25 protein-coding genes are annotated in these 24,613 nt (G+C 63.7%); 14 read left to right on the forward strand and 11 right to left on the reverse strand.

Annotated elements, in window-relative coordinates:
• The first annotated feature begins 132 nt into the window (after nt 1-132).
• The 3 genes from NKJ94_RS07050 (at nt 133) to NKJ94_RS07060 (ending at nt 1,959) form a co-directional block, all read left to right on the forward strand.
• Complete coding sequence (locus NKJ94_RS07050) at nt 133-1,197, forward strand: glycosyltransferase family 2 protein (RefSeq protein WP_352523886.1); 1,065 nt, start codon at nt 133-135, stop codon at nt 1,195-1,197.
• 148 nt (nt 1,198-1,345) lie between these two features.
• Nucleotides 1,346-1,624 (forward strand): type II toxin-antitoxin system RelE/ParE family toxin, encoded by a 279-nt coding sequence (locus tag NKJ94_RS07055; RefSeq protein WP_352523887.1) that lies wholly within the window; start codon nt 1,346-1,348, stop codon nt 1,622-1,624.
• Nucleotides 1,625-1,650: 26 nt separating this feature from the next.
• Nucleotides 1,651-1,959 carry a HigA family addiction module antitoxin gene (locus NKJ94_RS07060; RefSeq protein ID WP_352455430.1) on the forward strand — a complete coding sequence of 103 codons (309 nt, stop codon included), beginning with the start codon at nt 1,651-1,653 and terminating at the stop codon, nt 1,957-1,959.
• A 132-nt stretch (nt 1,960-2,091) separates the two neighbouring features.
• On the opposite strand, the gene NKJ94_RS07065 is transcribed toward NKJ94_RS07060, so the two are convergent.
• The 6 genes from NKJ94_RS07065 to NKJ94_RS07090 all read right to left on the reverse strand — a co-directional run bounded on the left by NKJ94_RS07065 (nt 2,092) and on the right by NKJ94_RS07090 (nt 7,565).
• A complete protein-coding gene (locus NKJ94_RS07065; protein ID WP_352523888.1) occupies nt 2,092-2,379 on the reverse strand; it encodes a DUF982 domain-containing protein in 288 nt (95 codons plus the stop codon).
• A gap of 89 nt (nt 2,380-2,468) precedes the next feature.
• Nucleotides 2,469-3,275 (reverse strand): ABC transporter permease, encoded by an 807-nt coding sequence (locus NKJ94_RS07070; protein WP_352523889.1) that lies wholly within the window; start codon nt 3,273-3,275, stop codon nt 2,469-2,471.
• Between the two features lie 4 nt (nt 3,276-3,279).
• A complete protein-coding gene (locus NKJ94_RS07075; protein WP_352523890.1) occupies nt 3,280-4,113 on the reverse strand; it encodes an ABC transporter permease in 834 nt (277 codons plus the stop codon).
• A 24-nt stretch (nt 4,114-4,137) separates the two neighbouring features.
• The gene (locus NKJ94_RS07080; protein WP_352523891.1) at nt 4,138-5,253 is read right to left on the reverse strand and encodes an ABC transporter substrate-binding protein; all 1,116 of its coding nucleotides are present in this window, start codon (nt 5,251-5,253) and stop codon (nt 4,138-4,140) included.
• 75 nt (nt 5,254-5,328) lie between these two features.
• Entirely contained in the window at nt 5,329-6,423 is a 1,095-nt protein-coding gene (locus NKJ94_RS07085) for an ABC transporter ATP-binding protein (RefSeq protein WP_352523893.1), read from the reverse strand.
• A gap of 251 nt (nt 6,424-6,674) precedes the next feature.
• Entirely contained in the window at nt 6,675-7,565 is an 891-nt protein-coding gene (locus NKJ94_RS07090) for a LysR substrate-binding domain-containing protein (protein ID WP_352523894.1), read from the reverse strand.
• Nucleotides 7,566-7,640: 75 nt separating this feature from the next.
• Here NKJ94_RS07090 and NKJ94_RS07095 point away from each other — a divergent pair, with 75 nt between their 5' ends.
• Nucleotides 7,641-9,233, forward strand: a complete 1,593-nt coding sequence (locus NKJ94_RS07095; RefSeq protein ID WP_352523895.1) for a zinc-binding metallopeptidase family protein — start codon at nt 7,641-7,643, stop codon at nt 9,231-9,233.
• Nucleotides 9,234-9,266: 33 nt separating this feature from the next.
• Nucleotides 9,267-10,199: a dimethylarginine dimethylaminohydrolase family protein gene (locus NKJ94_RS07100; protein WP_352523897.1), complete on the forward strand. Its 933-nt coding sequence runs from the start codon at nt 9,267-9,269 to the stop codon at nt 10,197-10,199.
• A gap of 80 nt (nt 10,200-10,279) precedes the next feature.
• Here the strand turns inward: NKJ94_RS07100 and NKJ94_RS07105 are convergent, their stop codons facing one another.
• Nucleotides 10,280-11,287: an ornithine cyclodeaminase family protein gene (locus tag NKJ94_RS07105; protein ID WP_352523899.1), complete on the reverse strand. Its 1,008-nt coding sequence runs from the start codon at nt 11,285-11,287 to the stop codon at nt 10,280-10,282.
• Nucleotides 11,288-11,442: 155 nt separating this feature from the next.
• Here NKJ94_RS07105 and NKJ94_RS07110 point away from each other — a divergent pair, with 155 nt between their 5' ends.
• Nucleotides 11,443-11,904, forward strand: coding sequence for an Lrp/AsnC family transcriptional regulator (locus NKJ94_RS07110; RefSeq protein WP_352523900.1), 462 nt, complete (start codon nt 11,443-11,445; stop codon nt 11,902-11,904).
• A 119-nt stretch (nt 11,905-12,023) separates the two neighbouring features.
• On the opposite strand, the gene NKJ94_RS07115 is transcribed toward NKJ94_RS07110, so the two are convergent.
• Together NKJ94_RS07115 and NKJ94_RS07120 are read right to left on the reverse strand one after the other, a co-directional pair.
• Complete coding sequence (locus tag NKJ94_RS07115) at nt 12,024-12,407, reverse strand: YybH family protein (RefSeq protein WP_352523902.1); 384 nt, start codon at nt 12,405-12,407, stop codon at nt 12,024-12,026.
• 160 nt (nt 12,408-12,567) lie between these two features.
• Nucleotides 12,568-13,317 (reverse strand): glucose 1-dehydrogenase, encoded by a 750-nt coding sequence (locus NKJ94_RS07120; protein ID WP_352523904.1) that lies wholly within the window; start codon nt 13,315-13,317, stop codon nt 12,568-12,570.
• A 104-nt stretch (nt 13,318-13,421) separates the two neighbouring features.
• On the opposite strand from NKJ94_RS07120, the gene NKJ94_RS07125 reads away from it, so the two are divergent.
• Nucleotides 13,422-14,315: a LysR family transcriptional regulator gene (locus NKJ94_RS07125; protein ID WP_352523905.1), complete on the forward strand. Its 894-nt coding sequence runs from the start codon at nt 13,422-13,424 to the stop codon at nt 14,313-14,315.
• Between the two features lie 89 nt (nt 14,316-14,404).
• On the opposite strand, the gene NKJ94_RS07130 is transcribed toward NKJ94_RS07125, so the two are convergent.
• Entirely contained in the window at nt 14,405-14,833 is a 429-nt protein-coding gene (locus NKJ94_RS07130; RefSeq protein WP_352523907.1) for a VOC family protein, read from the reverse strand.
• 73 nt (nt 14,834-14,906) lie between these two features.
• Between NKJ94_RS07130 and NKJ94_RS07135 the strand changes: the two genes are divergently transcribed.
• Complete coding sequence (locus NKJ94_RS07135; protein ID WP_352523908.1) at nt 14,907-15,074, forward strand: hypothetical protein; 168 nt, start codon at nt 14,907-14,909, stop codon at nt 15,072-15,074.
• Nucleotides 15,071-16,273, forward strand: coding sequence for an MFS transporter (locus NKJ94_RS07140; RefSeq protein WP_352523910.1), 1,203 nt, complete (start codon nt 15,071-15,073; stop codon nt 16,271-16,273). The genes NKJ94_RS07135 and NKJ94_RS07140 overlap by 4 nt, the downstream gene beginning before the upstream one ends.
• 120 nt (nt 16,274-16,393) lie before the next feature.
• Here NKJ94_RS07140 and NKJ94_RS07145 read toward each other — a convergent pair whose 3' ends face one another.
• Entirely contained in the window at nt 16,394-17,296 is a 903-nt protein-coding gene (locus tag NKJ94_RS07145) for a sigma-70 family RNA polymerase sigma factor (protein WP_352524200.1), read from the reverse strand.
• A 204-nt stretch (nt 17,297-17,500) separates the two neighbouring features.
• Between NKJ94_RS07145 and NKJ94_RS07150 the strand changes: the two genes are divergently transcribed.
• The 5 genes from NKJ94_RS07150 (at nt 17,501) to NKJ94_RS07170 (ending at nt 24,526) form a co-directional block, all read left to right on the forward strand.
• Nucleotides 17,501-18,907, forward strand: a complete 1,407-nt coding sequence (locus tag NKJ94_RS07150; RefSeq protein WP_352523912.1) for an MFS transporter — start codon at nt 17,501-17,503, stop codon at nt 18,905-18,907.
• 487 nt (nt 18,908-19,394) lie between these two features.
• Nucleotides 19,395-20,588 carry an acyltransferase family protein gene (locus NKJ94_RS07155; protein WP_352523913.1) on the forward strand — a complete coding sequence of 398 codons (1,194 nt, stop codon included), beginning with the start codon at nt 19,395-19,397 and terminating at the stop codon, nt 20,586-20,588.
• Nucleotides 20,589-20,590: 2 nt separating this feature from the next.
• Nucleotides 20,591-21,694, forward strand: coding sequence for a glycosyltransferase family 2 protein (locus tag NKJ94_RS07160; protein ID WP_352523915.1), 1,104 nt, complete (start codon nt 20,591-20,593; stop codon nt 21,692-21,694).
• A 6-nt stretch (nt 21,695-21,700) separates the two neighbouring features.
• On the forward strand, nt 21,701-22,729 hold the full coding sequence (locus tag NKJ94_RS07165) for a glycosyltransferase family 2 protein (protein ID WP_502896172.1): 1,029 nt from the start codon (nt 21,701-21,703) through the stop codon (nt 22,727-22,729).
• Nucleotides 22,730-22,738: 9 nt separating this feature from the next.
• Nucleotides 22,739-24,526: an ABC transporter ATP-binding protein gene (locus NKJ94_RS07170; RefSeq protein WP_352523917.1), complete on the forward strand. Its 1,788-nt coding sequence runs from the start codon at nt 22,739-22,741 to the stop codon at nt 24,524-24,526.
• Nucleotides 24,527-24,613: the final 87 nt, after the last annotated feature.

Below are 24,613 nucleotides of genomic sequence, written 5' to 3' on the forward strand. Positions count from 1 at the left end.
GACCTGTCTCCTGGGGGAAAGCGCAAGCCTTTTCCCAGGGAACTCGTTGCGCGCCAAGAGGGGCGCTTGAAGAGGGGGCAGGCCCATGAGCGGGCCTTTGCCGAACCAAAGCAAGATGCGAGGTCAAACGCGATGCAGTCTGTCCCGAGAATTCCGGTATCCATCATTATCCCGAATTACAACTATGCGCGTTTCCTCAAACGCAGCATCGACAGCGCCCTCGAGCAGGACTACGCGGACGTCGAAGTCATCGTCGTCGACGATGCATCGCAGGACCATTCCACGATAATCATGGAATCATATCGCGACGAGATTCTCGCATGCCCGCGAGCGCAAAATGGCGGACATGCGGCGGCGTTCAACACCGGCTTTGCCGCAAGTTCGGGCAAGATCGTTCTGTTCCTCGACGCCGACGATTATCTTTACCCAACCGCCGTCTCCACCATCGTCGACACCTGGGACGAGGCAACCGCCCAGGTGCAGTCCAGACTGCACATCGTCGACGAAGGACAACACATCAAGGACGTCTTTCCGCCACTCGAACTGCCTTTCGACAGCGGCGACGTCATGCCGAAACTGCTGCACAAGGGTCGCTATCAGACGACCGTGACCAGTGGGCTGGCCTTTGACCGGGCGACGCTGGAATCGATCATGCCGATACCGGAGCCGGAGTTCCGCCAGGGCGCCGACGGCTATCTTGCAACGCTGGCGCCGCTTTACGGGCACGTCCAGTCCATCGACGAATGCGTCGGCGCTTACCGGATCCATGGTGCGAACCATTCAGTCTTCGGTGAAAAGCTCGCTGAGCGGGCACGCTGGCGGGTAACCCACGATTTCCACCGCATGCAGGCACTGTCGGACCAGGCCTCGGGGATCGGCCTGACCATCGTGCCGTCGGATGCCGTCCGCCACGATCCGGTCCACCTGGAAGAGCGGCTGGCGTCGCTCTGCGCCGACAGAGGCCGACACCCCGTGGCCGACGATTCCCGGCTGGCGCTCGGGGCGGCCGGCGCCGTCGCCAGCCTCGAAATGACCGCATCCTTGCGGCGGCGCGCCATCCTTGCCGCATGGTTCCTGTCGGTTGGGGTGTTGCCGCGGAAAATGGCGACGGCGGTGCTGTCGTGGAAGCTCGACGCATCGTCGAGGCCGGCATTCCTGAGCCGCCTGTCCAAGACCATTCGCCACGCTATGGGGTAACGGCGCTGTGACATAGCTCCGCCAAGTATTCGCCCGATCCGGCCCGGCGTCCATGGGCGCGATCATTGCCTTTGATAGGCCTGAACTGCTCTGTAAACTATTTGCTTACACCTAGTTGACGTGCGTAAGCTATGTGCTTACATAATGCATGATAAAGTCGTTCAAGCACAAGGCGCTGGCGGATCTCTTTCAAACCGGAAAGTCCGGAAAGATCGACGCCAAGATGCATAAGCGCATCCTCGTTCGGCTTGACCGTTTGGAAGTCTCGGAAAGGCGTGATGACATGGGCCTGCCCGGCTTCGACTTCCACGCTTTGAAGGGCTTCAACCCGATCCGCTACACGGTGCATGTCAACGGGCCGTGGTGCATCACATTCGAATTCGACGCCAATGATGCCGCCCGCGTCGATTTCGAACAGTACCATTGAGGCGGCCAGATTGGAGAAGGCGATTTATGAGCGTGTATGAGCCGATGCGTCCGATGGAGCGTTGCCCATCCCACCCTGGAGCGCTGCTTGACGACATTATCCCGGCAACCGGAAAGACCAAGGTGGAAATCGCCAATCTGCTCGGAATCTCGCGCCAGCAGCTTTATGATATCATCCGCGAAAAGAAGCCGGTGTCGCCGGCTGTCGCCGCCCGTCTTGGAAAGATGTTCGGCGACGGCGCCGCGATCTGGCTCAGGATGCAGGCTGCCTATGATGCCTGGCATGCGGAGCGCGAGGTCGACGTCAGCGCCATCCCGAGGCTGCATGCTGCCTGAAACGCAATAAGTCCGCCGAACGGGAAGCATTGTCGGCCTGGACGTCGGGTTCCGGGCCTCACATTGCCGGTAAGGAAAGGCAGGGCCGGTGACGAAAGGCAGGGAAATACCACCGACGCTCTCACAAATCGATCACGGCTCCGCCTGCCGGGACCGGTCCTCCGGTTCGACGGCTCGCTCGACCAGAACATGCGCCTCCCGCGCGGCCTCGACGAACGCGTCCCTGGCGGCTTCAGTCCAGCGGTCGTCGCTTGTGGCGCGGCGGCATGCGCGCAGTGCCAACCCGTGTTTGGCGCTGCCGGCGTCACGCCAGTGGGCTGTCAGCAACTCGACAGCCTGCCGTGCGTTGGAAATATTGCGGATATCTCCCACGATGCCGACCGCAACCGCAACCGGCTTGGAAAACCATCCCTGGTTCATGGCGGAGCCTTCGACGTGTTGAACCACTTATAACGAAAATCGTAGCGCAAGGTTTCATTTGCGCCAGTCACCACGGCGTGAGGCGGCGTTTACTGCGTCTCGCGCAGCCTGACGACGACGCTGCGCGCCACAAGCACCAGAACCGTGATGACGATCAGGATCACCGAGAGCGCGGCGATCGCCGGGTCGATGTTGTCGCGCAGGCCCATCCACATCAGGCGCGGCAGGGTGATGGCGTTGACCGAGGTGATGAACAGCGTGACGCCGATCTCTTCCCAGGAGAGCACGAACGACAACAACGCTGCGGTGACGATGCCGAACTTGATGTTGGGCATGATGATGCGGGTGGCGCGCTCCCACACCGTCGCGCCGAGGCCGCGCGCGGCGAGGTCGATGCGGCGGTCGAGCTGGCTGAGCGACACCAGGATCAGCACCGTGGCGAAGGGCACGGTCATCACCGCATGCGCCATGGCGACACCGAGCCAGGTGTCATAGCCGAAGAACGAGCTGACGCCAGAGATCGAGGTCAGCAGGAAGTAGAGCGTGATTGCCGAAACCACTGGCGGCACCACCATCGGCAGCAGCACGAAACCGACAAGTGCTGTAGTGAAGCGCGGCTGGAACATCCAGACGCCGAGGCTGAAGCAGAGCGCCAGCACGGTAGAAAAGGCGCTGCTGACGACGCCGATCCTGATGCTGAGCAGGATCGAGGCGATCCAGCGCGGATCCTCGATCAGCGCCCGGTAGTGGCGCAGCGACAGCTCGCCCGACGGCATCGCCAGCATGCGGCTCGGCGTCAGCGACACCGGGATGACGGCAAGCAGCGGCAGCAGCAGGAACAGCGCGACGAGGGCGGCGAGGACCAGCGAGACGGGACCGGGGCGGTAGGTCGGCATCGCGCTACACCATTTGTTTCGGCCGCACGTAGCGGAACAGCAGCGCCATCAGCGCGCCGACGAACAGCACCAGCACAACGCTGATTGCGGCGCCCAGGCCCCAGTCCGGGCTCTGGAAGATGCGGAGATAGATCAGCTCGGCGACCATCACGCTGCGGCCGCCGCCGAGGATCGCCGGCGTGACGAAGAAGCCGAGCGAAAAGACGAAGACGATCAGCGCCGAGCCGATGATGCCGGAGCGGGTCATCGGCACGAACACCGACCAGAAGGTGCGCATGCGGCTGGAGCCGAGGCCGCGCGCCGCGAGCAGCACGCGGTCGTCGAGGCTGCGCATGGAAGACGCCAGCGGAAACACGGCGAAGGGGATGAGGAAATGCGTCATGCCGACAATGACGCCAAACTCGTTGCGCACCAGCGCCAGCGGCTCTGAGATGAAGCCGATCGCCTGCAGCCAGGTGTTGATCAGGCCGCGATTGGACAAAAGCGCCACCCAGCCGAAGGCGCGCGTCAGCACCGAGATCCAGAACGGCACCAGGATGCAGAACTCGGCCACGACGCGCTGCGCCGGCGTGCCGCGCACCCAGACAACGGTGATGGCGTAGGCGCCGGCAACCGAAACGACGGTGACGATCGCCGCGATGCGCAGCGTGCGGATGAAGACCGACTGCACCAACTGATCCGTGAGTAGCGCATTGTACTGCCCCAGCCCCGGTGTGGGCAGGGTGAAGCTCCATTTGACCACGCCGAGGAATGGCCAGGCATAGGCCAGGACAAGAAAGAGGAGCAGCGGCGCCATCAACAGCGCCGCGCCCATTCTGTCGGAGAGGTATGCTCTCATCTCGCCCCCGGTTATCCCGGCTTGTCAGGCGGAGATGATCTTCGTGTATTCGTCGAGTGCCGCCCCGTAGTTCTTGGCGTACCAATCCATGTCGAGCGGGATCTGCTTCTTCATGTTCTCGGGATCGACCGGATTGATGCGCTTCTTGTCGGCGGGGATCAGCGCGTCGGCGGCCGGGTTCGCCGGGCCCTGGCCGAGCTTTTCGAACATCACGAGCTGCTTTTGCGGATCCTGGGCGCTGGCAATGAACTTCATCGCCGCGTCCTTGCCGCCGGGATTGCCCTTGAGCACGGCCAGTGCGCCGGGCGAGATCAGGCCCTGGTCCCAGATGAACTTGATCTTGCCGCCGGAATCCTGCTCGATGAGCGAAGCCCGCGTCGACCAGACGATCGCCATCGAGGCCTCGCCGTTGAGCAGCACGCTCTGGCTTTCGGCGCCGCCACCCCAATAGGCGACGACGTTTTCCTTGAAGGCGGCGATCTTGTCATGCGCGCGCTTGAGGTCGAGCGGGTAGAGCGAGGCCGGCGCGATGCCGTCGGCGAGCAGTGCCGCTTCCCAGCTCGACACGCCCCATTTGTAGAGCGAGCGCTTGCCGGGGAATTTCGCCACGTCGAAGAAGTCGGCCATGCCGGTCGGTGCCTGGCTGCCGTATTTCTCGGCATCGTAGGCGATGACGTAGGAGAAGAAATAGGTCGAGGCGGCGTATTCCCAGCCGAAGCCCGGCCGCATCTTCTTCTTGTCGACGATCGAATAGTCGATCGGCTCGAGCATGCCTTGGGCGCCGAGCGTGATGGCCGAGAACGGATCGACGTCGACCAGGTCCCAGGTCGGCGCGCCGCTCTTGAACTGCGCCGCGATCGCGCCTTCGGTCGGGCCGGAGCCGTCCATCTTGACGGTGATGCCGGTCTCCTTGGTGAAGGCCTGGCCGTAAGCCGCATCGTAGGCGGTGATGGCGTCGCCGCCCCAGTTGACCAGCACCAGTTCCTTCGCCGCGGCAAAGGCGCCGGTCGAGCGCAGCAGCATCGGCGTGCCGGCCAGCACCAGTGCGGCTAGTTGCGTGAACTGCCGGCGCGAGATCTCGCCGCGCACTGCCCTGGCCGACAGCGCCTCGATGGAATTTTTCTTGGTTTGGTTTGTCATGTCAGTTCCCCTTTTTTCGTTGGTATTTCCTGAAAGTCAGCTTGGCGAATTCGCCACGCCGATCGTCGCCGATCGTCATTGTCCTCCATCCGGAAGGAGGAAGCCTTTCTCCGCCGGCCAGGTCAGCCAGACGGAATTGCCCTTGCTGAGGGCAGAGGCGGCGACCTCGTTCGGCACCGAGACCGTCACCTTGGCGCCTTGGCGCGTCGTCAGATCGAGCCGCGTTGCAGCGCCGAGATAGGTCGAGGCGACGGCAGTCGCGGCAATGCCGTTCTCGCCTGCGGCGGCTTCGCGGGCGATCGACATATATTCCGGCCGGATCGCCAGGATGGCGTCGCCACGGACCTTCTCGGCCTTGCAGCGCATGCTGATCGCGCGGTCTTCGCAGAGGCCCGTCGAGCCATTGTCGGCCGGGCGCACGCCCTTCAGCGGCAGCATGTTGATCTCGCCAAGGAACTCGGCGACGAAGCGGTTGTCCGGCCGGTCGTAGACCTCGTCCGGCGCGCCGACCTGCAGCAATTTGCCATGGTTGAAGATGGCGACGCGAGATGACAACGCCAGCGCCTCGCTCTGGTCATGGGTGACGAAGACGAAGGTGGTGCCGGTCTCCTGGTGCAGCCGCTTCATCTCGGCCTGCATCTGGCCGCGCAGGCCCTTGTCGAGCGCCGAGAACGGCTCATCGAGCAGCAGCACGCCCGGCTCGAAAACCAGAGCACGCGCCAGCGCCACGCGCTGCTGCTGGCCGCCGGAAAGCTGCGCCGGCAGTTTTTTCTCGTGGCCCTTCAGCCCGACGCGCTCGATCATTTCGCCGACGCGGCGCTTGATCTCGGCCGACGATTTCTTGCGAACCTTGAGCGGGAAGGCGATGTTGGCCTCGACGCTCATATGCGGGAACAGCGCGTAGCCCTGGAACACCATGCCGGCGGCACGCTGCTCGGCCGGGCGGTCGGTGATGTCGATGCCGTCGCTAAAAAGGCGACCGTCGGTCGGCTCAACGAAACCGGCAAGGATCATCAGGAAGGTGGTCTTGCCGGAACCGGAGGGGCCGAGCAGGGTCAGGAACTCGCCACGGCCGATATCGAGCGTCAGATCGTCCAGCGCACGGAACGAGCCGAAGCTCTTGCCGATCCCGATTGCCTTGATCTCTGCGGCCCGGCCGGGTTGCTGCATCCTGCCCTTTCCTTAGCGTAGGCGAAATCGTAGGGCAGGGGATAGGTTCACCGCAACCGAATAGTTTTCGCCCGACCGGCAAATTTGATTCATCTATGGCGACATCTCCCCCCTTGAGGGGGAGATGTCGCCGAAGGCGACAGAGGGGGTCGCCTCGCGTGGAGCGGCAATCTCTGCAGCAGCAGGCCGAGCCCGGTCGGACCGACCCCCTCTGGCCGCTTCGCGGCCATCTCCCCCCTCAAGGGGGGAGATTAGCGCTCCCTGTTCTCCGACAGCTTCGACCTTAACCACCGCCCAAACGCCTCTAGCACCGGATGCGCCGCCTTGGCATGTTCCGAGACGAGGAAATACGAGCGCGGCGAATTGATCGCGATGTCGAAGGGACGCACCAGCCGGCCTTCGCTCAGCGCCCGGCGACTGGTCAGCTCGTCGCCCATGGCGATGCCCTGGCCGGCGATCGCGGCCGAAAAGACCAGGTTCATGTCGGAAAAGAAGATGCCGCCTTCAGCGTCGGGGTTCTCGACCTTGGACAGGGCCAGCCAGCGCGCCCAGTCCTCGGTATCGCCGAGATGCAGGAGATTGGCGCGCAGCACGTCTGCCGGTTTGGAGAAGCCGCCGATCTTGTTGAGCAGCGTCGGGCTGCACAGCGGCGTGAAGGAAATCTCGCACAGCAGCTCGACCGCGCGGTTCGGCCAGTTGCCGACGCCGAAGGCGATGAAGGCGTCGGCCTCGGCGTTGCTGACATCGTCGAGGCGCCGTGGCGTCAGGATGCGCAGCGCGACGTCGGGGTACATCTGCCGGAACTCGCCGATATGGGTGCACAGGAACAGCGAGGCGAAGCCCGGCGTACAACTGACACTAAATGAGCCGCCGATGCCGGTGCCGGCATGGCGCGTCACCGCGTCGCCCAGCACCGTCAGTGCCTTGCGCACGTCGCTGGCGTAGCGCTGGCCGCGGGGGGTGAGCGCCACGCCCTTGCCGATGCGCTCGAGCAGGTCGAAGCCGAGATCGCGTTCGAGCAGGCGCAATTGATGACTGACCGCACTGCGGGTCAGATGCAGTTCGTCAGCGGCGCGCCAGACGCTGCCGTGGCGGGCAAAACTGTCGAGAGCGCGCAGCGCCTGCGTCGAGGGAATTCTCAAGAGGTGAACCGAATTTGCATGAGCCGGAAAAACATATCACTTTTTGGCGAGGCGCTTCACTGCTTTCTTTGACGGATGGAGATACCGGTGACCTCGGCGCAAGCGACCGCGCTTGCCTGTCTGGACGACATCCAGCCGTCGCTGTCGGCGTGGACGCGGACGATCTTCGATTTCGGCGAGACCGCCTGGCGCGAGTACCAGTCCGCCGCCTGGTATGTCGAGCGCCTGAAGGATGAGGGCTTTTCGGTCGAAGAAGGCTCCGGCGGCATGCCGACCGCCTTCTGCGCCCATTGGACCAACGGGACCGGCCCGACAATCGGCCTATATGCCGAATACGACGCGGTGCCTGGCAATTGCCAGGATGCGGCGACGGTGAAGCGACCGCGTCCGGGCCTCGGCGAACAGGCCGGCGGCCACACCGATCCGCATTCCGGGCTCGGCATTGCCAGCCTCGGCGGGCTGCTGGCGACCAAGGCGGCGATGCAGCGCCACGGCGTATCAGGCACGCTGCGCTTCACCGGCGAGCCGGCGGAGAAGGTGAGGGGATCGAAGCCGATCCATGCCGCGAAGGGCTATTACGATGGGCTGGCGGGCATGATCTCCTTCCATCCCTTTTACATGCTGCCGCTGTGCAACACGGCGCGCTGGGACACGCATTGCGGCGCGGCCTATGCGATGATCTACCGCTTCATCTGCGACGAGCCTCAGAACTGGGCGAGGGCGGCAGGCGACGCAGCGCCCATCCCGCAGGCGCATTCGGCGGTCAGGGCGCCCGGCGCTAACGACGCGCTCATGATGATGTACATGGCCTCCAAGGCGCTACGCGATTCCATGTTGCCGCATCAGGGCGGCTGGTCGATCAGCGAGGCGATCCTGACGGCGGGGCAGGCGACCGCCGATAATCTGCCGGCCGGATTGGCCGAGATCCAGTACATGATCCGCGTGCCGACCTTGGCGATGGCCGAGCAGGTCACCGCCACGCTCGACCGCAATGCCGAAGCCGCAGCCAAGATGGGCGGCTGCCGCCATGAGCGGCACTGGATGTCGAAGTCGCGGCCGGGGCTCGCCAACCACGCTATGGCTGATATTGCCTATGAGGCGCTGTCGGCGGTCGGGCCGCCGCGCTGGGACGAGACGGCCAAGGCGATCGCCCGCGAAATCCAGGTCAATGCCGGCGGCACGGCCACCGACGAGCCGTTCATCGACGAACTGGAGCGGCTGATTGCACCGCAGGATGCCGAGGCGATCCTGCGCCGTGACTTGCCGCCATCGCAGCTGAATTCGACCTCCGACGATTACACCGACATGTCGTGGCAGACGCCGACGGCGCGGTTCTACGTCGCCCGGCCGGCGCTGCGATCCGAGAACGGCCACGCCTATCCGTCCTGGGCGATGAATGCGCTGGGCGGCATTTCTGCCACCATCGATCCGATGGTCACCTGCGCGGCAAAGACGGTCGCGCTGGCGGCACTTCGCCTGCTGGAAGACCAGGCCGCGCGCGATGCGGCGACGGATGAATTCATCAGCCGCACCGGCGGCGGCATTGGCGGCGCGAACTGGATCGCGCCGCTCTGCGACTACGAGCCGCCGATTGGATTTCGCTGGCCGGAATACATCACCACCCCGCGCGGACGGGATTGGTGGATACCAAGCAACCAAGCCACATGATCAACCAAGGCCACCCTTCACCAGGAGAACCCCATGACCGTCCATGATCGCATCGTCACTGAGCCGTTTTCGCTGCAGCGCCGTAACCCGGCCGGCGGCACCAAGCCGCTGACCGCCTGGGGTTTCGCCAACGAAACCGATGTCCTGACCGACGTGCTGCTCGGCTCGCCGAATTTCCTGCGCCATCTCTCGACCAGCTCGCTGTCGCGCAAGCATCTGCGCGAAGCGCCATGCAACGTCCAGATCGCGCAAGCGCAGCACAAGGATCTGGTCGCCGCCTATGAGCATTTCGGTGTCAACATCCACTGGCACGAGCCGACGCCGGAACTGCCGATGCAGGTCTACTCGCGCGATTCCAGCGTCATGACGCCGTATGGCGCCATCATCACCGCCATGGCCCAGTGGTGGCGGCGCGGCGAGAACTACGCGGCGATCCGCACCTATGAGAAGCTCGGCATCCCGATCTACGACATGGTCACCGCGGGCACGTTCGAGGGCGGCGACTTCAACGTCATCGAGGACGGCGTCGTGCTGATCGGCTGCGGTGGCGCCCGCACGCAGGAGGAGGGCGCGCGCCAAGTGCAGGCCTGGTTCGACAAGGAGGGCTGGGAGACCCGCATCGCCTTCATCGACGAATATTATGTCCATATCGACCTGATGGTGGTGCCGATCGCTGAAAAACTGACCGCTGTCTGCCTCGCCTGCACGGAGCCGGCCATCGTCGACTGGCTGAAGGGCAAGGGCCACGAAATCATCGACGTGCCGTTCCAGGACACGATGGCGCTCGGCTGCAACTTCATGTCGCTGGGCAAGGACCGGGTGATCGCGCCGACCTCGAGCCAGACGCTGATCGGTCAGCTCAAGGCGCGCGGCTTCGAGGTGGCGGCCATCGACATGAGCGAGATCTCGAAGACCGGCGGCGGCATTCACTGCATGGCGCAGGCGCTGAAGCGCGAGCCGGCCTGAGGGGGCGGCCTTTAGCCCGGCCGCTTGCGCGAAAGCGCCTTTGTCAGCAACGTCGATCCCGCCTGGCGCGCGGCGCGCGCCTACAGCACGATGAGCTTTCCCTTGCGCAGACGCCGGGCGCAACGATAGGCGAGGTCGGCAGCGACCATGTCTTCCATCGCAATGCCCATCGCCTTGTAGGTGGTGATCTGTTGATCCGAAACGCGGCCCGGCGCGCGGTCGAGCAGCATGGCGCCAAGCTCGGTGCCGAAATCCCGGTCGAAGCCGGCAAGCTCGCAAGAACCGACCGGGGTCCGTTTGAATGCATCCTTGGTTTCGACAAAAAGACTGGATTTGCCGATGAGCTCGATCGGCATTTCACCGCCGGGCGGCGCCACCCCGACCGAGGAGACATGCGTGCCCGGCTGGACCCAGCCTGCGTCGATCACCGGCTGGTAGGAGTGGGTCGCCAGGCACACCACGTCGGAACTGCGCACTGCCGTCTCGAGGTCGGCGACCGCCACCACCGACGGATGCAGCCGGGCAAGTGCTGCCGCATCGTCGAAGCTCTTCGAAGCGACACGGATTTCGGCAAAATCGCGCACCAAGGGCAACAGATGCAGATGCTGGTTGGCCTGCACGCCGGCGCCGACCACTGTCGCTGTCCTGGCATCCCGGCGGGCAAGCGCGCGCACCGACAGCACGGCGGAGCCGGAGGTTCGCACTGCGGTTATGAATGTGCCGTCCATGATACACACCGGCAGGCCGGACAGCGGATCGAACAGGCTGATGGTGGCGAGGTGGCTGGGCAAGTTCTTGGCTAGGTTGCTTTCGAAGACGTTGACGATCTTGACTGTCAAATTCATCCCCTCCATCCAGGCCGGCATGGCGAGGCTGTAGCCGGCCTCGGGGATGTCGAGTTGTGGTCGGGGTGGATTGACGACTTTGCCTTGTGACAGCGCCTTGAAGCCCTCCTCCAGAACATCGAGAAGCTGGCTGAGGTCGATGCACGCCATCACGTCGGCTTCGCTCAGCGCCAGGATCTCGGTCGCTCCCTTGCTGATTTCCGCCGCACTCTTGCCGGCTGGGCTGAACGCTTCCTTGGTCATCCTGCACTCCTGTGTTCGTCGAAATCGGCTCACCACGTTTTGAGTGGGTGAGGGAAGCGCAGGCTATTGCGAGGTTTTATGTGATGAAATACGTTGATTTTGGCATCTCTGCGTGAAATCAGCACACAAATCTCCAAGATAGCGTGGATTGTGAAATGGGCGACCTCGACCAGATAGACCGCAGCCTGCTCCGGCTGCTGCAGGAAGACGGGCGCCGGACGACGCTTGATCTTGCCGGCCGTATCGGGCTGTCGCCGACCGGAACCAGCCAGCGGGTGAAGCGCCTGTTCCGCGACGGGTTCATCACCGCGGTCAGGGCCGTGCTTGATCCGCGCAAGGTCGGCCGGGGAACGCTGGTGTTCATCGAGGTCCGGCTTGACCACACGGCGCCGCATGTCTTTGACCGCTTCGCCGAAGCCGTGGCGAAAGCTCCGGAGGTTCTGGAGTGCCATATGGTGGTTGGCGGTTTCGATTATCTGGTCAAGGCGCGGATCGCCGATATGGCGGTGTTCCAGGATTTCCTGCAGCGGGTCATCCTGCCACTGCCCGGCGTGCGCGAAACGCACACTTTCGCCTCCATCGCCGATGTCAAGCCGAACGCGCTTTTGCCGGTGTGATCGGGTAGAGGAGCGGAACGCTGTTCAGGGCGACCTGCATCGCATCTTCGCCATCTTATCGCTCCCCCCTGGTCGCTCCCCTGGCGCGCCTTCCGATGCAGAGATGCCGGAGACCGGCTCTAGCCTTGCAGGGTCAGCAGGTTTGCGTCGCGCGCGAGCCGCCACTCACCATCCGCCTCCTTGCGCAGGAGCGTCAGCGCATATCCCGATCGATGGACCGGCTCGCCATTCGGCGGGGTCGCGGTCATGTCGATGCGGCTGCGGATGAAGGCCCAACTGCCGAGAAGCTGTAGTTCCACGATATCGCTCGTGCCGTCGATATGAACGTCGGCCGTCTCCTGCGCGGCTGCCGCGAAGATCTCCTTGTCGAAGGGATCCCGGCCGGGAACCATGAAGATAGCGTCGTCCGTCATCAAGCTGAGGACGGTCGCGATGTCTCCACGCTTGCTCGCATCCATCCACGTCTCGACCAGCTTTCGGATTGCTCTTTCGTCGCCCGTCATCCTTACCTCCCTAGCTTCTCGCCGTCATCGATACCGCACCGCGCTCCTCCCTCGCAGCAACATAGGGCTTAGATCGCTCTCGTCATCGATTGCAGTGTTTCATCGACGTCGCGCTGCGTGTGGCATGGTGCGTGAAACGGCAGGTCCGCGCCCTCTACGCTTATCGCCAGCCGCCCGAGGCGGTGATGCGCTCGCCGGTCAGCCATGACGCGTCGTCGGAGGCGAGGAACACCGCGACGCCGGCGACGTCGTCGGGCTGGCCGAAGCGGCCGAGCGGGGTCATGGCGATGATCTGCTTTTCGAAGTCGCTGCCGACGATGCCGATGCGCTCGAGGCCTTCGGTGTCGACGCCACCGGGCGCGATGGCGTTGACGCGGATATTGCGGGCGCCGAGTTCTCTCGACATCGACAGCGTGATCGTGTCCACCGCGCCCTTGGTGGCGGCGTAGACGAGCGAGTTCGGCTGCGGATTGCGGCTGGCGATCGAGCTGATGTTGATGATGCTGCCGCCGCCCGGGCCGAAATGCTTCACCGCTTCCCGGATGGTCAGGATGATACCCAGCACATTGATGTCGAACTCGCGGTGGAACTCGGCCTCGGTCACCGCTTCCAGCGGCTCGAATGCGAAGACGCCGGCATTGTTGACCAGTATGTCGAGCCCGCCAAACTCCGATTTTGCCGCTTCGAAAAGACGACGCACGTCGGCCGCTTGCGATACGTCGCCCTGGACGGCGACGGCGCGGCCGCCACGGTCCTCGATCTCGGCGACGATCCGCTCGGCGCCTTCTCGCGAAGAGGCATAATTGACCACCACGGCGGCACCAGCCGCTGCAAAACCTTTGGCGATGGCGGCGCCGATGCCCTTGGAGGCGCCAGTGACGATGGCGACCTTGCCGTTCAGCTTGCTCATCAAATCTCTCCTCTATCGATTATCGATGATGAGCGGTATTTAATGACGATCAAAAAGCGTATTAGGATCGGCCTGATCCATTCTTTCGTGCCTGGAATTCCGTAATGACCACGATCCTCGAAAAGACCGCCGGCCTCGTCGCCTTCGTGCGCACGGTCGACGCCGGCTCGTTTCACGCCGCCAGCCGGCTGGTCGGCTCCAGCCCGTCGGCGGTATCGAAAAGTGTGGCGCGGCTCGAGCGCCGGCTCGGCGTCAGGCTGATCCAGCGCTCGACGCGCCGGCTCGGGCTGACCAGCGAAGGCATCGCCTATTACGAGCGGGTGGCGCCGCTGCTCAGGGCGCTGGACGATGCCGAAGACATCGTCCAGATGGCCGATACGGCGCGCGGCCTGCTGCGCGTTACAGCGCCGGTCGAACTCGGTCGCGGCCTGATCGCCGCATGGGCGCAAGCGTTCCTTTCGCAACATGGCGAAGTGAAACTTGAGCTCAGCGTCACCGACCGCCACGCCGATCTGATCCGCGAAGGCTATGACGTTGCCGTGCGCATGGGACCGCTCTCAGACACTGGGCTCGTCGCGCGCAAGATCGCCAATCTGCCGATCGTGCTGGTGGCCTCGCCCGCCTATGTCGAACGGCGCGGCCGTCCGGCTTCGATCGAGGATCTGGCAAACCATGACTTCATCCGCTACCAGATGGCCGGCCGGCCCTATCCCGTCACCTTTGCCGACGGCACCATGATTGTGCCGGATGGGCGGCTCGACACCGATGATGGCGGCGCCATCCGCAATGCAGCACTTGCCGGCGCCGGCATCGCGCATCTGATGCGGTTTGCCGTGCAGGACGATCTCGACGCCGGCCGGCTGGTCCGCATTCTGCCCGAGGTGGCGATGCCGACCATGCCGGTTCACATCGTCCATGCGTTCGGCAGGCAATTGCCGGTCCGCGCGCGGCTGTTCGTCGACTTCCTTGCGGGCCAAATGGCGATGCTGATGCGATAGCGCAGACGCATGGTCTATGACGCAACACCCAGCTTCTGGCAGAGACCAACCGTGCCGGCTTCTGCGCAGCGAACCACCCTTACCCAAAGCTAGAAGGTGATCTTCACTGAATCGGCGCTGCGGTTGGCCGGGCCGTGATGGACGGCCTCGATGTTATTGCCGTCGGGGTCGAGCAGGAAGGCGGCGTAATAGCCGGGATGGTAGGATCGTTCGCCCGGCGCGCCATTGTCGGTGCCGCCGGCACCAAGGCCGGCCCTGTAGAATGCGTCGACCATGGCGCGGTCCTTTGCCTGGAAGGCCAGGTGATGGCGGCCGGTCAGCTGTCCCCTGGCCGCCCGGCTGTCGGGGCTGGAGACGAACAGCTCGTCGGCCCAGAAATAATCATCGCCGGCGCCACCAATCGGTATGCCGAGCACGTTGAGAACCGCCTCATAGAAACGGCGGCTGGCCGCAAGATCCCTGACCACCAGTTGGAGGTGGTCGATGAGACGGCCGCGATGAAGTTCCTGATTTGCCATGCTTGACAGCTCCTGATCGCCGGTTGGAAATCTCGCTTCGAATGGTGCGCGGTCAATCCAGCAAAGCCGTGGAATGGGCAGCAAAGCCGTGGACCCGCGCCGTCGCGCCGACTGGATAAAAAATGCAACCGGATTGTCGGATTCAAAACATCTCCAACGTCCTTCGGACGCAAGCGGCTCGGCGAAGCTCGAAAAGGTCGTGCCGTATCAACGCTTCCGGCACGGGAGAAAAGTGAAATGAGCCTTCCCTATCGTTGGGTTATCGTCGCGGCTGGCGCGCTGATGACCTGTGTCGCCCTCGGGGCGATGTTCTCGCTGGCGATCTTCCTCGAACCGATGGCGCTCGACACACAATGGTCGCGCGCCGGCATATCGAGTGCGATGACGCTGAACTTCCTGGTGATGGGCCTCGGCGGCTTCGCCTGGGGCGCCATTTACGATCGCTTCGGCGCCCGCATCGTCGTCATGGTTGGCGCCGTGCTGCTCGGCCTGGCGCTGGTCCTGGCCAGCCGCACCGGCTCGCTGCTCGTTTTCCAATTGACCTATGGCGTGCTCGTCGGCCTCGCGGCAAGCGCCTTCTTCGCGCCGATGATCGCGCTGACCTCCGCCTGGTTCGACAAGAACCGCAGCCTTGCCGTCTCACTGGTCTCGGCCGGCATGGGCGTGGCGCCAATGACCATTTCGCCCTTCGCGCGCTGGCTGATTTCGGCCTATGACTGGCGCACCGCGATGTTCGACATCGGCATCACGGCGTGGGTGCTGCTTCTACCAGCCGCCTTGCTGGTGCGCCAGCCGCCCAAGCCCGCTGCTGACGGCGCCACCCCAAGCGTTGCAGCGGAGGGTGCCGGCATGACGGTCCCGCAGGCGCTGCGCTCGCCGCAATTCATCGTGTTGGGACTGACCTTCTTTGCCTGCTGCGCCGCGCATTCGGGGCCAATCTTCCATATGGTGAGCTATGCGATGCTGTGCGGCATAGCCCCGATGGCGGCGGTCAGCATCTACAGCATCGAGGGCTTGGCAGGGCTGGGTGGCCGGCTCCTTTACGGCGTGCTCGCCGATCGGCTGGGCGTCAAGCCGGTGCTGATCACCGGGCTGGCCATACAGGCCGTGGTCATCGCAGCCTATCTTGCGGTCAGTGAGCTTGGTCAATTCTACACGCTCGCCGTCATCTTCGGCGCCACCTATGGCGGCGTCATGCCGCTCTATGCGGTGCTGGCGCGCGAATATTTCGGCCAGCGCATCCTCGGCACGGTGTTCGGTGCCGTAACCATGCTGTCCAGCCTCGGCATGGCTTTCGGCCCGCTCGCCGGCGGCATGGTGTTCGATGCCTATGCCAGCTATTCCTGGCTGTTCATCGGCTCGGCCCTTGTCGGGCTTGGCGCGATGGCGATTGCGATCGCCTTCCCGCCGCTGCCGCGCAGGGAGTTGCAACCGGCTTAAAGCAGGATCGGCGAAAAAGGGCGGCCGCTTGGAGGCAAGCGGTCGCGATCCAAAATAGCTGGTGCGGTCCCGGGAAGCGGTCTGGCCAGTGCTCGGTTCGATATTCTGAAAAGAGAATTGCTACGCTCGCAGAGGCACCACCTCGGCGCCATCAAGCGTGTAGCGCGCATAGCGGAAATCGCGAATTCTCACCAATCTGTCGTCCGCCCATTCCAGCAGGATAAAGTATTTTGGCCCTCCGGCCGAGTCATCCGGATCGATCACAAGAATGGCTGGGTGCCGATCGACCAGGCCTGGAAGCAGCCGCCAATCGTGGATACCCGCGTAATTGTGGAAGTACCGGCCCACATTTGTGCGGCCACTCGCCCGGAGCCGGTTGACGAGGTCAAGCCGCACGTCGTCGGCCAGCATGTCGCGGATGGTATCGAAGTCGCGGGCGTTGAACCGCTCCACGTATTCTGCCAGACGCGCCCGCTCGGGCTCGGCCAACACCGGCACAGGCCGGTCGTCAGGCTCGCCGGCGACCTCGCGCAGGCGCAGACGGCCGCGATGGAGTGCGGCTTTCACCGCCGGAACGCTGCTGTCGATAATGTTGCCGATTTCTTCGATCGTATAGCCGAGCACATCCATAAGGATGACGCTGCTACGCTGCGCGGCGGGCAGGCGCATAAAGGTTTGCAGGCTTGCGGCTGCAGTGTGACGACTCTCGGCCGACATACCGGGGTCAGGTATCATATCGATATCCTCAACGACATGCGCGGCATCCAACCTGGCACGACGGCGTAGATGGTCGAGCGCGGCATTGTGCGCGATGCGGAACAGCCAGCCCTCGACATTGGCTATCGGCCCGGTCCCGGGGAACGCCTCGAGGGCCTTGACCGTAGCTTCTTGGACGACATCCTCGGCATCGATCACCGAACCGGTCATGCGGGCACAATAGCGGTGCAGTTTCGGCCGCAATTCGCCGAGCAGCCGGTCAAATGGCTCCCGTCCTTCCGGCGTGCCGGTTGCGGATCCGGTCATCGCACAAGGATCGATTTCAAGCGTATCTCCCAGGGCAGACGCGCCCGTCATCGGGCGAAGCGTCTTGTAGACGCTCGACGATGGCAAAAGGATTCGGTCGAAAAAACTTTCTTTAGCTGGAATCCTTTGATGGTCCCTACGCGTCTCTGGAACGTGGGCTCGTGAACTACCGGGCCCTCTGTCTAATCCGGAGGCGCTACAATCATGAGCAAGCAAAGTGCGGGATCAACGAAGGTCTGGGTTCTCGCCCTCACGTCGATAGGCTCTTTGATGGTCGTTCTCGATGCGATGGTCGTCGCGACCGCATTGAGTACGATGCGGATCGAGCTCGATGCCTCGCTGGAGACGCTGCAATGGACGATGAACGCCTACAATTTGAGTTTTGCCGTTTTGCTCATGACCGGGGCAGCGCTCGGTGACAGGTTCGGCCGCCGCCGTACGCTCGTCGCCGGGTTGGCGCTGTTCGTCGCAGCGTCGGTTGCCTGCGCGCTCGCTGGTAGTGCCGGATTGCTGATTGCGGCCCGTGCGGTTCAGGGCGCAGGTGCCGCAATGGTCATGCCGCTGGCCATGGCGTTGCTGAGCGTCGCTTTCCCCCCGGAGGAACGAGGCAAGGCGCTGGGGATCTTCAGCAGCATCACCGGCCTGGCCCTGATCATCGGTCCGATGGCGGGCGGTGCGATCTCCGAAGGCCTCTCCTGGCACTGGATCTTCTGGCTTAATGTCCCGGTCGGCATCGTTCTCATCCCGCTGGTGCTGCGTCGGATTCCGGAGAGTTACGGGCCGGGCACGGCAATCGATGTCCTCGGCGTCGTGCTGGTAACTGCGGCGTCATTTGGAGTGGTCTGGGGTCTGATGCGCGGCAACATCGTGGGCTGGAGCAGCTCTGAAGTGCTGACGGCGCTGACTGCCGGGCTGCTTCTCGCCATCGCATTCGTCCTTTGGCAGTTGCGTACCCGTGAGCCTATGCTGCCTTTGCGGTTCTTTCGGGCACGCGCATTCTCCTCGGGCGTCGGCGCGAACTTCCTGCTTTGCGCCGCCATGTACGGGCTCGTGTTCCTGTTGCCGCAGTTTCTGCAGTTTGCCCAGAGCCGTGGGCCGCTCGGCGCCGGTATGGGATTGCTGCCCTGGACTGCCACGCTTTTCGTGGTCGCACCGATCTCCGGCAGCCTGATCAACCGCGTCGGCGAGCGCTGGCTTGTCGTGGCCGGATTGATCCTGCAAGCGGCTGGAATGGCTTGGCTGGCGCAGATCGCAGCACCTGATCTGCCCTACATCCAGCTAGTCGCCCCACTGATCATTACGGGCGCCGGCGTATCGATGGCCATGCCTGCCGCGCAGAACGCGGTCCTCAATGCGGTCGCGCGGCCGGAGGTCGGCAAGGCTGCCGGCACGTTCAACACGTTCCGCTTCCTCGGCGGCGTGTCAGGGATCGCCATCGCCGGTGCGGTGTTCGCCGGGACGGGAAGCTTCGAGTCCACAACTGCCTTCAGCGACGGCTTCGCGTCAGCAATCGGCGTCTCCGCTCTGCTCTCGCTCGCCGGCGCGCTCGTTGGAATGGGGCTCCCGGAGCGTCGCACAGTGGTGCTCGCGAATGCGAGCAAGGAGGCGTAATGTCGCTCGGAGGCGGAAAGCTCGCGTGGGTGCCGCGAAGCGGGTCCCGCTTCAACACGCCGCTTCCGGGGGCTTTTCTGTCGCCGGCTCTGTCGGTCGCGACCGCATACCCACCGCTGCCGCGAACGGAGTTGCAGCCGGCACAGCAACAGCGGGCCCGCTGGGCCAACCTATCCCCAGACGAATTTTGCGCCCGTGAAGGCGGCGAGTATGCTGCATCGCAGCACATCTGCCGCCGATATCGGCGCGCCAGGCAGCGCGCGATAATCGTCAAAAGTGGACAATTCAGGCTGTTTCCTGCTGTTTTTTGAGCCTTTATTAGCCACGCCTCACGTGCCTGTTTCAAATGTGTCAACTTTTTGTGTTGCGTTGCACAATGTTCGCCCTATTCTGCCTGAGGGGGGCGCTTCCGATTGGAATGCGCCGTGAACGACGCCGCCATGTTGACCAATTGGCAGTTTCGCCGTCCCGCCGGCGCACGCCGCTGATGGGAAACGCGCGCGACACGCAATTGGACGCGCTGAGGGCCATCGCCGTGACGATGGTGCTGTACTCTCATTTCTTCGCGGCCGGAGGGTCCTCGTTCTGGGGCCATATCGGCGTGCGCCTGTTCTTCGTGCTGAGCGGCTTTCTGATCACCCGCCTGCTGCTGGAAGCCCGCTCGGCCGCCGAATTCGAAGCCGCGCCGGCGCTGAAATCCTTCTATATCAGGCGGGCGCTGCGGATATTCCCGCCCTATTTCGCCGTGTTGGGTTTCGTCTGGCTGGTGGACCTGGAGCAGTCCAGGGGATCGCTGATCTGGCATGCGCTCTATCTGTCGAATTTCTGGTACGCATCGCAGAATGAATGGACGCCCTGGCTGCTCTGCCATTTCTGGAGCCTGAGCATCGAGGAGCAGTTCTATATTGCCTGGCCGCTGATCGTTTTGCTGGCGCCGCGCCGGCGCCTCGAGGCGATCTGCGTCGGCGTTATCCTGTTGTCGCTGGCCTATCGCTTTTACTGGCCGATCGCTGGAACGCCCAGCCTAGCGCGCGACCTGCTGCCGCCGGCGTCGATGGATGCACTGGCGTCAGGCGCGCTGCTTGCTGCCTACCGGTCAAGAGCTTCTGGCTTGCCGCAATGGCTTCGAGTTGGCTGGCCGGGGCTCGCGGCGGCGTTTTTCGTTCTGCAGTGGTTTGCGCCGACGCCGGCAAATCCCGTGCAGGAATGGGGCCTCTGGCTGCTGTTGCAGATCCTGCCTGTCGCGCCGCTGGTGGTCATCGTCGCAAGCTGTTCGACGGGCATTGGCGGTCGCGCCGGAAAACTTCTCGAACTGCCGCCGCTACTCGGTTTTGGCCGCATCAGCTACGGCGTCTATCTCTACCATCCCATAGTGCTGGCGCTGGTCGTCAAGTCGCAGCCTTGGGTGCCGCTCAACGTCTCGGAGCAAGGGCCGGGGCGGTTCCTGGTGGCGGGAACGGCGACCCTCATGCTGGCTTCAGTCTCGTGGCTGCTTTTCGAAAAGCCGCTCAACAGCCTGAAGCGCCACTTCCCCTATGTTGCTCGAAGCGGCCGCGCCGGCTTCCCGACAGGCGTCAACACGACCAATGCCGGATGGCTCGCGGCAGGAGCGTATCTGGGTACGCCGGTTGATGGCACATCACGCTTGCCACGCAATCTGCAACGAACCGATCGGGGCTGATCATGGCTGCGCCGTTGGTGTCCGTTCTGCTGCCGATCTACAATGCGGGACCTTATCTGGCCGCTGCGCTGGGCAGCATCCTGCGCCAGGATTACGATCGCCTGGAGGTCATCGCCATCGATGACGGCTCGACCGACAACTCGCTGCAGGTCCTGCAGAAATACCGCCAGGCCGACAACCGCATCTCGATCATCTCACGCGAAAACCGCGGCCTGATCGCAACGCTGAACGAAGGCTTGGCCGTGGCCCGCGGCGATCTGGTCGCCCGGATGGACGCCGACGACATTGCCTATCCCTCGCGCCTGTCGCGTCAGGTCGCGCTGTTCAACCAGCAGCCTGACCTCGCTCTATGCGGCGCAAGCTTCGATACCTTGCTTGGCAACCGCATCGTCAGGGGTATGCCCGACCCGGTATTCCAGGACAATATCCTGCGAGTATTGTCGATGTTCTTCACGATCTTCATGCATTCGACGGTGGTATATAACAGGAGGATCATCGAAGACCGCGTTCTATACTATGACGAAAGCTACAAGCACGCCGAGGATTTCGATCTGTTCAGACGGCTGACCGATCGTTATCCGGCAGCCATGATCCCCGAAAGCCTGATCGCCTATCGTATCCATGACGACAGCGTGACCAACAGGCACAAGCGGGAAATGCGCAGGACGCATTTGAAGATCGTGGCCGAGAACCTCGAGCGCGAAGGGCTCGCGGAAGAAACGCAAGACCTCCGCGCCATCGGTGAGGTCCTGTCGATGGACACGGTTCGCCGTGTCGCCGAATGGATCCTCGCGCTGGAAGAAAGGATAGCCGGGCTGCCGGCCGAGACGAGGCCGAGCTATCAGGCCGGCACGCTGAACCTGTTCTATTTCCTCTACCAGCTCATAGCGGGGGAAAGGCAGCCGTTGCTGATGCACGAATTCCTGACGCGGACGGCGAAATGGAAACTCATCCGGCGCCGCGAGCAGTACGTGTTTCGGACCGGTGCCTTCGCGCCGCGTTTCAGTCTCGTCTCGATGTCGATCACCAGGCAGGTCGATGCCTTGTCACGGTATCTGCAATCCGTGCCGGCCGCGGCGGTTTTGCCTTCGAACCAGTTGAGCTAGCAGCGCATGTTCGTCAAATCGCACCAGCTCCAGCAACGCGGCCGCTCGACGGTGCCGGCGGCCATGTCGCCCCGGCCGCAGCACGGGCCGGCGCCGGCGGTCAGCTTCATTGTCTGCACGCGCGACCGCGTCGCCGTGCTCGAGCCCTGCATCAGGTCGATTCAGGCCGCCTGTCGCGCCCATACCGCTTTTGCCGCCGAACTGGTGGTTGTCGACAACGGCTCGACCGACAGCACGGCAGAACGGCTGGCCAGCATCGCCGAACTGTCGGACATCCCGCTCACCGCTATTTGTGAGCCACGACCCGGACTGGCGGCTGCGCGCAATGCCGGCTTGGAGCGCGCGCGGGGCCGCGTGCTGGTCTTCGTCGACGATGATTGCGCAGTCCACAAGGATTATTTGCGCGATCTGCAGCGGCACTATGCGGCCGGCGAACGGGTCATCAGGGGCGGGCGCGTCGAGATCGGCGATCCCCGGGACCTGCCGTTCACGATCAAACGGTCGCCGGTGCGCGAGCGGCTTACCCCCGATGTCCATCCCGGCGGCTTCGTGCTCGGCTGCAACATGACGATGCACCGCGATGTTGCCGCCCGCATCGGGCGTTTCGACGAACGGTTCGGTGCCGGCGGTCCGCTGCGCTCGGCGGAGGATACGGATTATCTGGTGCGGGCGGTGCTGCTCGGCATCCCGGTCGAGTATGTGCCGGACATGACGATTTACCACCATCACGGCCGGCGCGACCGCAAGGCCATCGAAAAGCTGCACCGCGACTACAGTATGGGCAATGGCGGGCTTTGCCTGAAGCATATTCGCCATGCACCGTGGCTGCTTCGGCATTTCTACTGGTCGACGAGGGCGGCCTTCCGCGAACTGGTGAATGGTCCCCCGTTCGACCATGAACTCAAGCTGTCGCACTGGCCGATCGTCGGCATGAATCTGCTCGGCGCAGCCAAATTCGCGGTGCTTTTGCTGGCGAAATCGCCGCAGCCGGCGCAGATGCGACAGGAGCAACAGGCAAATGCCGAGGCGAGGTGATCCGCCACTATGCGAATAATGCCGCCTAGCCTGCCGATGCTGCGCCGCGCGCTTGGAAGAAAGCAGTTGCGCCTGCTTCCTGCCGTGGTGGTGCTCGGGCTGCTCAGCGCGGCGCTTGAAGGCTTCGGCATCGGCCTGATCATCCCGTTGCTGAACATAATCATGGGCCAGCAGGGGCAGACCGGCATGGCCGGCTTTTCCGCCGTCTTCCAGCATGTCGGGTCGAGCTTGAGCGAGCGCGACCGGCTGATCGTCATTTCGGTCGCCATCCTCGGCTCCATCCTCCTGAAGAATCTTTTCGCCTTCGCCAACACGCTGCTGACCACCTTCATCTACGGCAAGGCAAGCCATTCGATCCGCAGCGCGCTGTCGGAGCAGCTGCTGCGGGTGGGCTACCCGTTCTTCCTGCAGCAAAGCCCCGGACGGCTGCTCAACATCATCTCCAACGAATCCTGGCGGGCCTCGGATGCCATCCAGATCACGTTGGGGGCAATCGTCAATGCATCGGCCGCGATCATCCTTCTGGCTTTCCTGCTGCTTTTATCGTGGCAGATGACGCTGCTGGTCACGCTGGGGCTGGCCCTCGTCCAGGTCGCGCACGCCATGCTGTCGGCCAATCTGAAGGCGCCGAGCCGCAGCGTCGCCTCCCGCAACAGCCAGCTCGCATCGCAGATGCTGCATCTGGTGCATGCCGGACGGCTGATCCGCATTTTCGGCCAGGAGCAACGCGAGAAGGCGGCATTCGACCAGGCGTCGGATGCGGTGCGCCGGGCTGCCTTCGTCCTGCTGACGCGCCAGGGAGCGTTGCCGCCGCTGACCGAGGTCCTGCACGCCATGCTGTTCCTGGCGGTGGTGATCGGCGCCTGGTTCGCCAATGTCAGCTTCCCGCTGATCGTCGCCTTCGTCATCCTGCTGTATAGGCTGCAGCCCTATATGCGGTCTTTGCAAATGGCCTGGAGCCAGCTGCAAGGCCTGAGCGGATCGCTGGAAGAGGTGACGTGGATGCTGGACCCGTCCGACAAGCCCCAGCCGCCGCAAGGCAACAGGCCATTCCCCGGGCTCAGCCAAGGCATCAAGTTCGAAGACGTTACCTTTACCTATTCCGGCTCGGAGCAGCGCGCGGTGGTGCTGCATGCGGCGAGTTTCGACCTCCGCAGCGGCCGCTCGACCGCGCTGATTGGCCGGTCGGGCGCGGGCAAGACAACGATCGTCAATCTCCTGTGCCGCTTCGTCGAACCGGATAGCGGCAGGATTCTCGTCGATGGATCGCCTCTCGACCGGATCGACCCCAGCCAATGGCGAAAGCATATCGCGCTCGCCAGCCAGGAGCTGGAACTGGTCGACGGCACGATTTTTGAAAACATAATCTACGGGCAGGACGCGGCCTCCACCGCCGACGCCGAGCGCGCCGCAAGACTGGCCGAAGCGCATGGGTTTATCGAGCAACTGCCGCAGGGCTACAGGACGGTCGTCGGCTACCGCGGTGTCAATCTCTCGGCGGGACAGCGGCAGCGGATCGCACTGGCCAGAGCCCTGGTGCGCGATCCCGATATCCTCATCCTGGACGAAGCCACCAATGCAGTCGACGGCCTGTCGGAAGCGGCGATCGTCGAGACGCTCAAGTCGCGGGCCGGCCGCCGTACCACCATCGTTATCAGCCATCACCGCAGCACCATCTCGTTCTGCGACGACGTTGTGATCCTGAGCCACGGCCGTGTGCAAAAGCAGGCGCCCTTCGCGGCGCTGGCGACGCTCAGCATGGACGAGCTCTACCAGCACGAGGCGCTGGACGGCTGAGGGCCTCGGTTCCGAGAAAACCTCGCACGGTACCGGTTTTATACAATCCCTGATTGGTGGACTCGCTCGCCGCCCTCGACGTTAACT

The sequence above is a fragment of the Mesorhizobium sp. M0060 genome, assembly GCF_040323155.1.
Lineage (GTDB): Bacteria > Pseudomonadota > Alphaproteobacteria > Rhizobiales > Rhizobiaceae > Mesorhizobium.

What these genes read in the sequence shown, in the direction of transcription:
- NKJ94_RS07050 (WP_352523886.1), top strand. Translation starts at nt 133, where the DNA reads ATGCAGTCTGTCCCGAGAATTCCGGTATCCATCATTATCCCGAATTAC.
- NKJ94_RS07055 (WP_352523887.1), top strand. Translation starts at nt 1,346, where the DNA reads ATGATAAAGTCGTTCAAGCACAAGGCGCTGGCGGATCTCTTTCAAACC.
- NKJ94_RS07060 (WP_352455430.1), top strand. Translation starts at nt 1,651, where the DNA reads ATGAGCGTGTATGAGCCGATGCGTCCGATGGAGCGTTGCCCATCCCAC.
- NKJ94_RS07065 (WP_352523888.1), bottom strand. Translation starts at nt 2,379, where the DNA reads ATGAACCAGGGATGGTTTTCCAAGCCGGTTGCGGTTGCGGTCGGCATC.
- NKJ94_RS07070 (WP_352523889.1), bottom strand. Translation starts at nt 3,275, where the DNA reads ATGCCGACCTACCGCCCCGGTCCCGTCTCGCTGGTCCTCGCCGCCCTC.
- NKJ94_RS07075 (WP_352523890.1), bottom strand. Translation starts at nt 4,113, where the DNA reads ATGAGAGCATACCTCTCCGACAGAATGGGCGCGGCGCTGTTGATGGCG.
- NKJ94_RS07080 (WP_352523891.1), bottom strand. Translation starts at nt 5,253, where the DNA reads ATGACAAACCAAACCAAGAAAAATTCCATCGAGGCGCTGTCGGCCAGG.
- NKJ94_RS07085 (WP_352523893.1), bottom strand. Translation starts at nt 6,423, where the DNA reads ATGCAGCAACCCGGCCGGGCCGCAGAGATCAAGGCAATCGGGATCGGC.
- NKJ94_RS07095 (WP_352523895.1), top strand. Translation starts at nt 7,641, where the DNA reads ATGGAGATACCGGTGACCTCGGCGCAAGCGACCGCGCTTGCCTGTCTG.
- NKJ94_RS07100 (WP_352523897.1), top strand. Translation starts at nt 9,267, where the DNA reads ATGACCGTCCATGATCGCATCGTCACTGAGCCGTTTTCGCTGCAGCGC.
- NKJ94_RS07105 (WP_352523899.1), bottom strand. Translation starts at nt 11,287, where the DNA reads ATGACCAAGGAAGCGTTCAGCCCAGCCGGCAAGAGTGCGGCGGAAATC.
- NKJ94_RS07110 (WP_352523900.1), top strand. Translation starts at nt 11,443, where the DNA reads ATGGGCGACCTCGACCAGATAGACCGCAGCCTGCTCCGGCTGCTGCAG.
- NKJ94_RS07115 (WP_352523902.1), bottom strand. Translation starts at nt 12,407, where the DNA reads ATGACGGGCGACGAAAGAGCAATCCGAAAGCTGGTCGAGACGTGGATG.
- NKJ94_RS07120 (WP_352523904.1), bottom strand. Translation starts at nt 13,317, where the DNA reads ATGAGCAAGCTGAACGGCAAGGTCGCCATCGTCACTGGCGCCTCCAAG.
- NKJ94_RS07125 (WP_352523905.1), top strand. Translation starts at nt 13,422, where the DNA reads ATGACCACGATCCTCGAAAAGACCGCCGGCCTCGTCGCCTTCGTGCGC.
- NKJ94_RS07130 (WP_352523907.1), bottom strand. Translation starts at nt 14,833, where the DNA reads ATGGCAAATCAGGAACTTCATCGCGGCCGTCTCATCGACCACCTCCAA.
- NKJ94_RS07135 (WP_352523908.1), top strand. Translation starts at nt 14,907, where the DNA reads ATGGGCAGCAAAGCCGTGGACCCGCGCCGTCGCGCCGACTGGATAAAA.
- NKJ94_RS07140 (WP_352523910.1), top strand. Translation starts at nt 15,071, where the DNA reads ATGAGCCTTCCCTATCGTTGGGTTATCGTCGCGGCTGGCGCGCTGATG.
- NKJ94_RS07145 (WP_352524200.1), bottom strand. Translation starts at nt 17,296, where the DNA reads ATGACCGGATCCGCAACCGGCACGCCGGAAGGACGGGAGCCATTTGAC.
- NKJ94_RS07150 (WP_352523912.1), top strand. Translation starts at nt 17,501, where the DNA reads ATGAGCAAGCAAAGTGCGGGATCAACGAAGGTCTGGGTTCTCGCCCTC.
- NKJ94_RS07155 (WP_352523913.1), top strand. Translation starts at nt 19,395, where the DNA reads ATGGGAAACGCGCGCGACACGCAATTGGACGCGCTGAGGGCCATCGCC.
- NKJ94_RS07160 (WP_352523915.1), top strand. Translation starts at nt 20,591, where the DNA reads ATGGCTGCGCCGTTGGTGTCCGTTCTGCTGCCGATCTACAATGCGGGA.
- NKJ94_RS07165 (WP_502896172.1), top strand. Translation starts at nt 21,701, where the DNA reads ATGTTCGTCAAATCGCACCAGCTCCAGCAACGCGGCCGCTCGACGGTG.
- NKJ94_RS07170 (WP_352523917.1), top strand. Translation starts at nt 22,739, where the DNA reads ATGCGAATAATGCCGCCTAGCCTGCCGATGCTGCGCCGCGCGCTTGGA.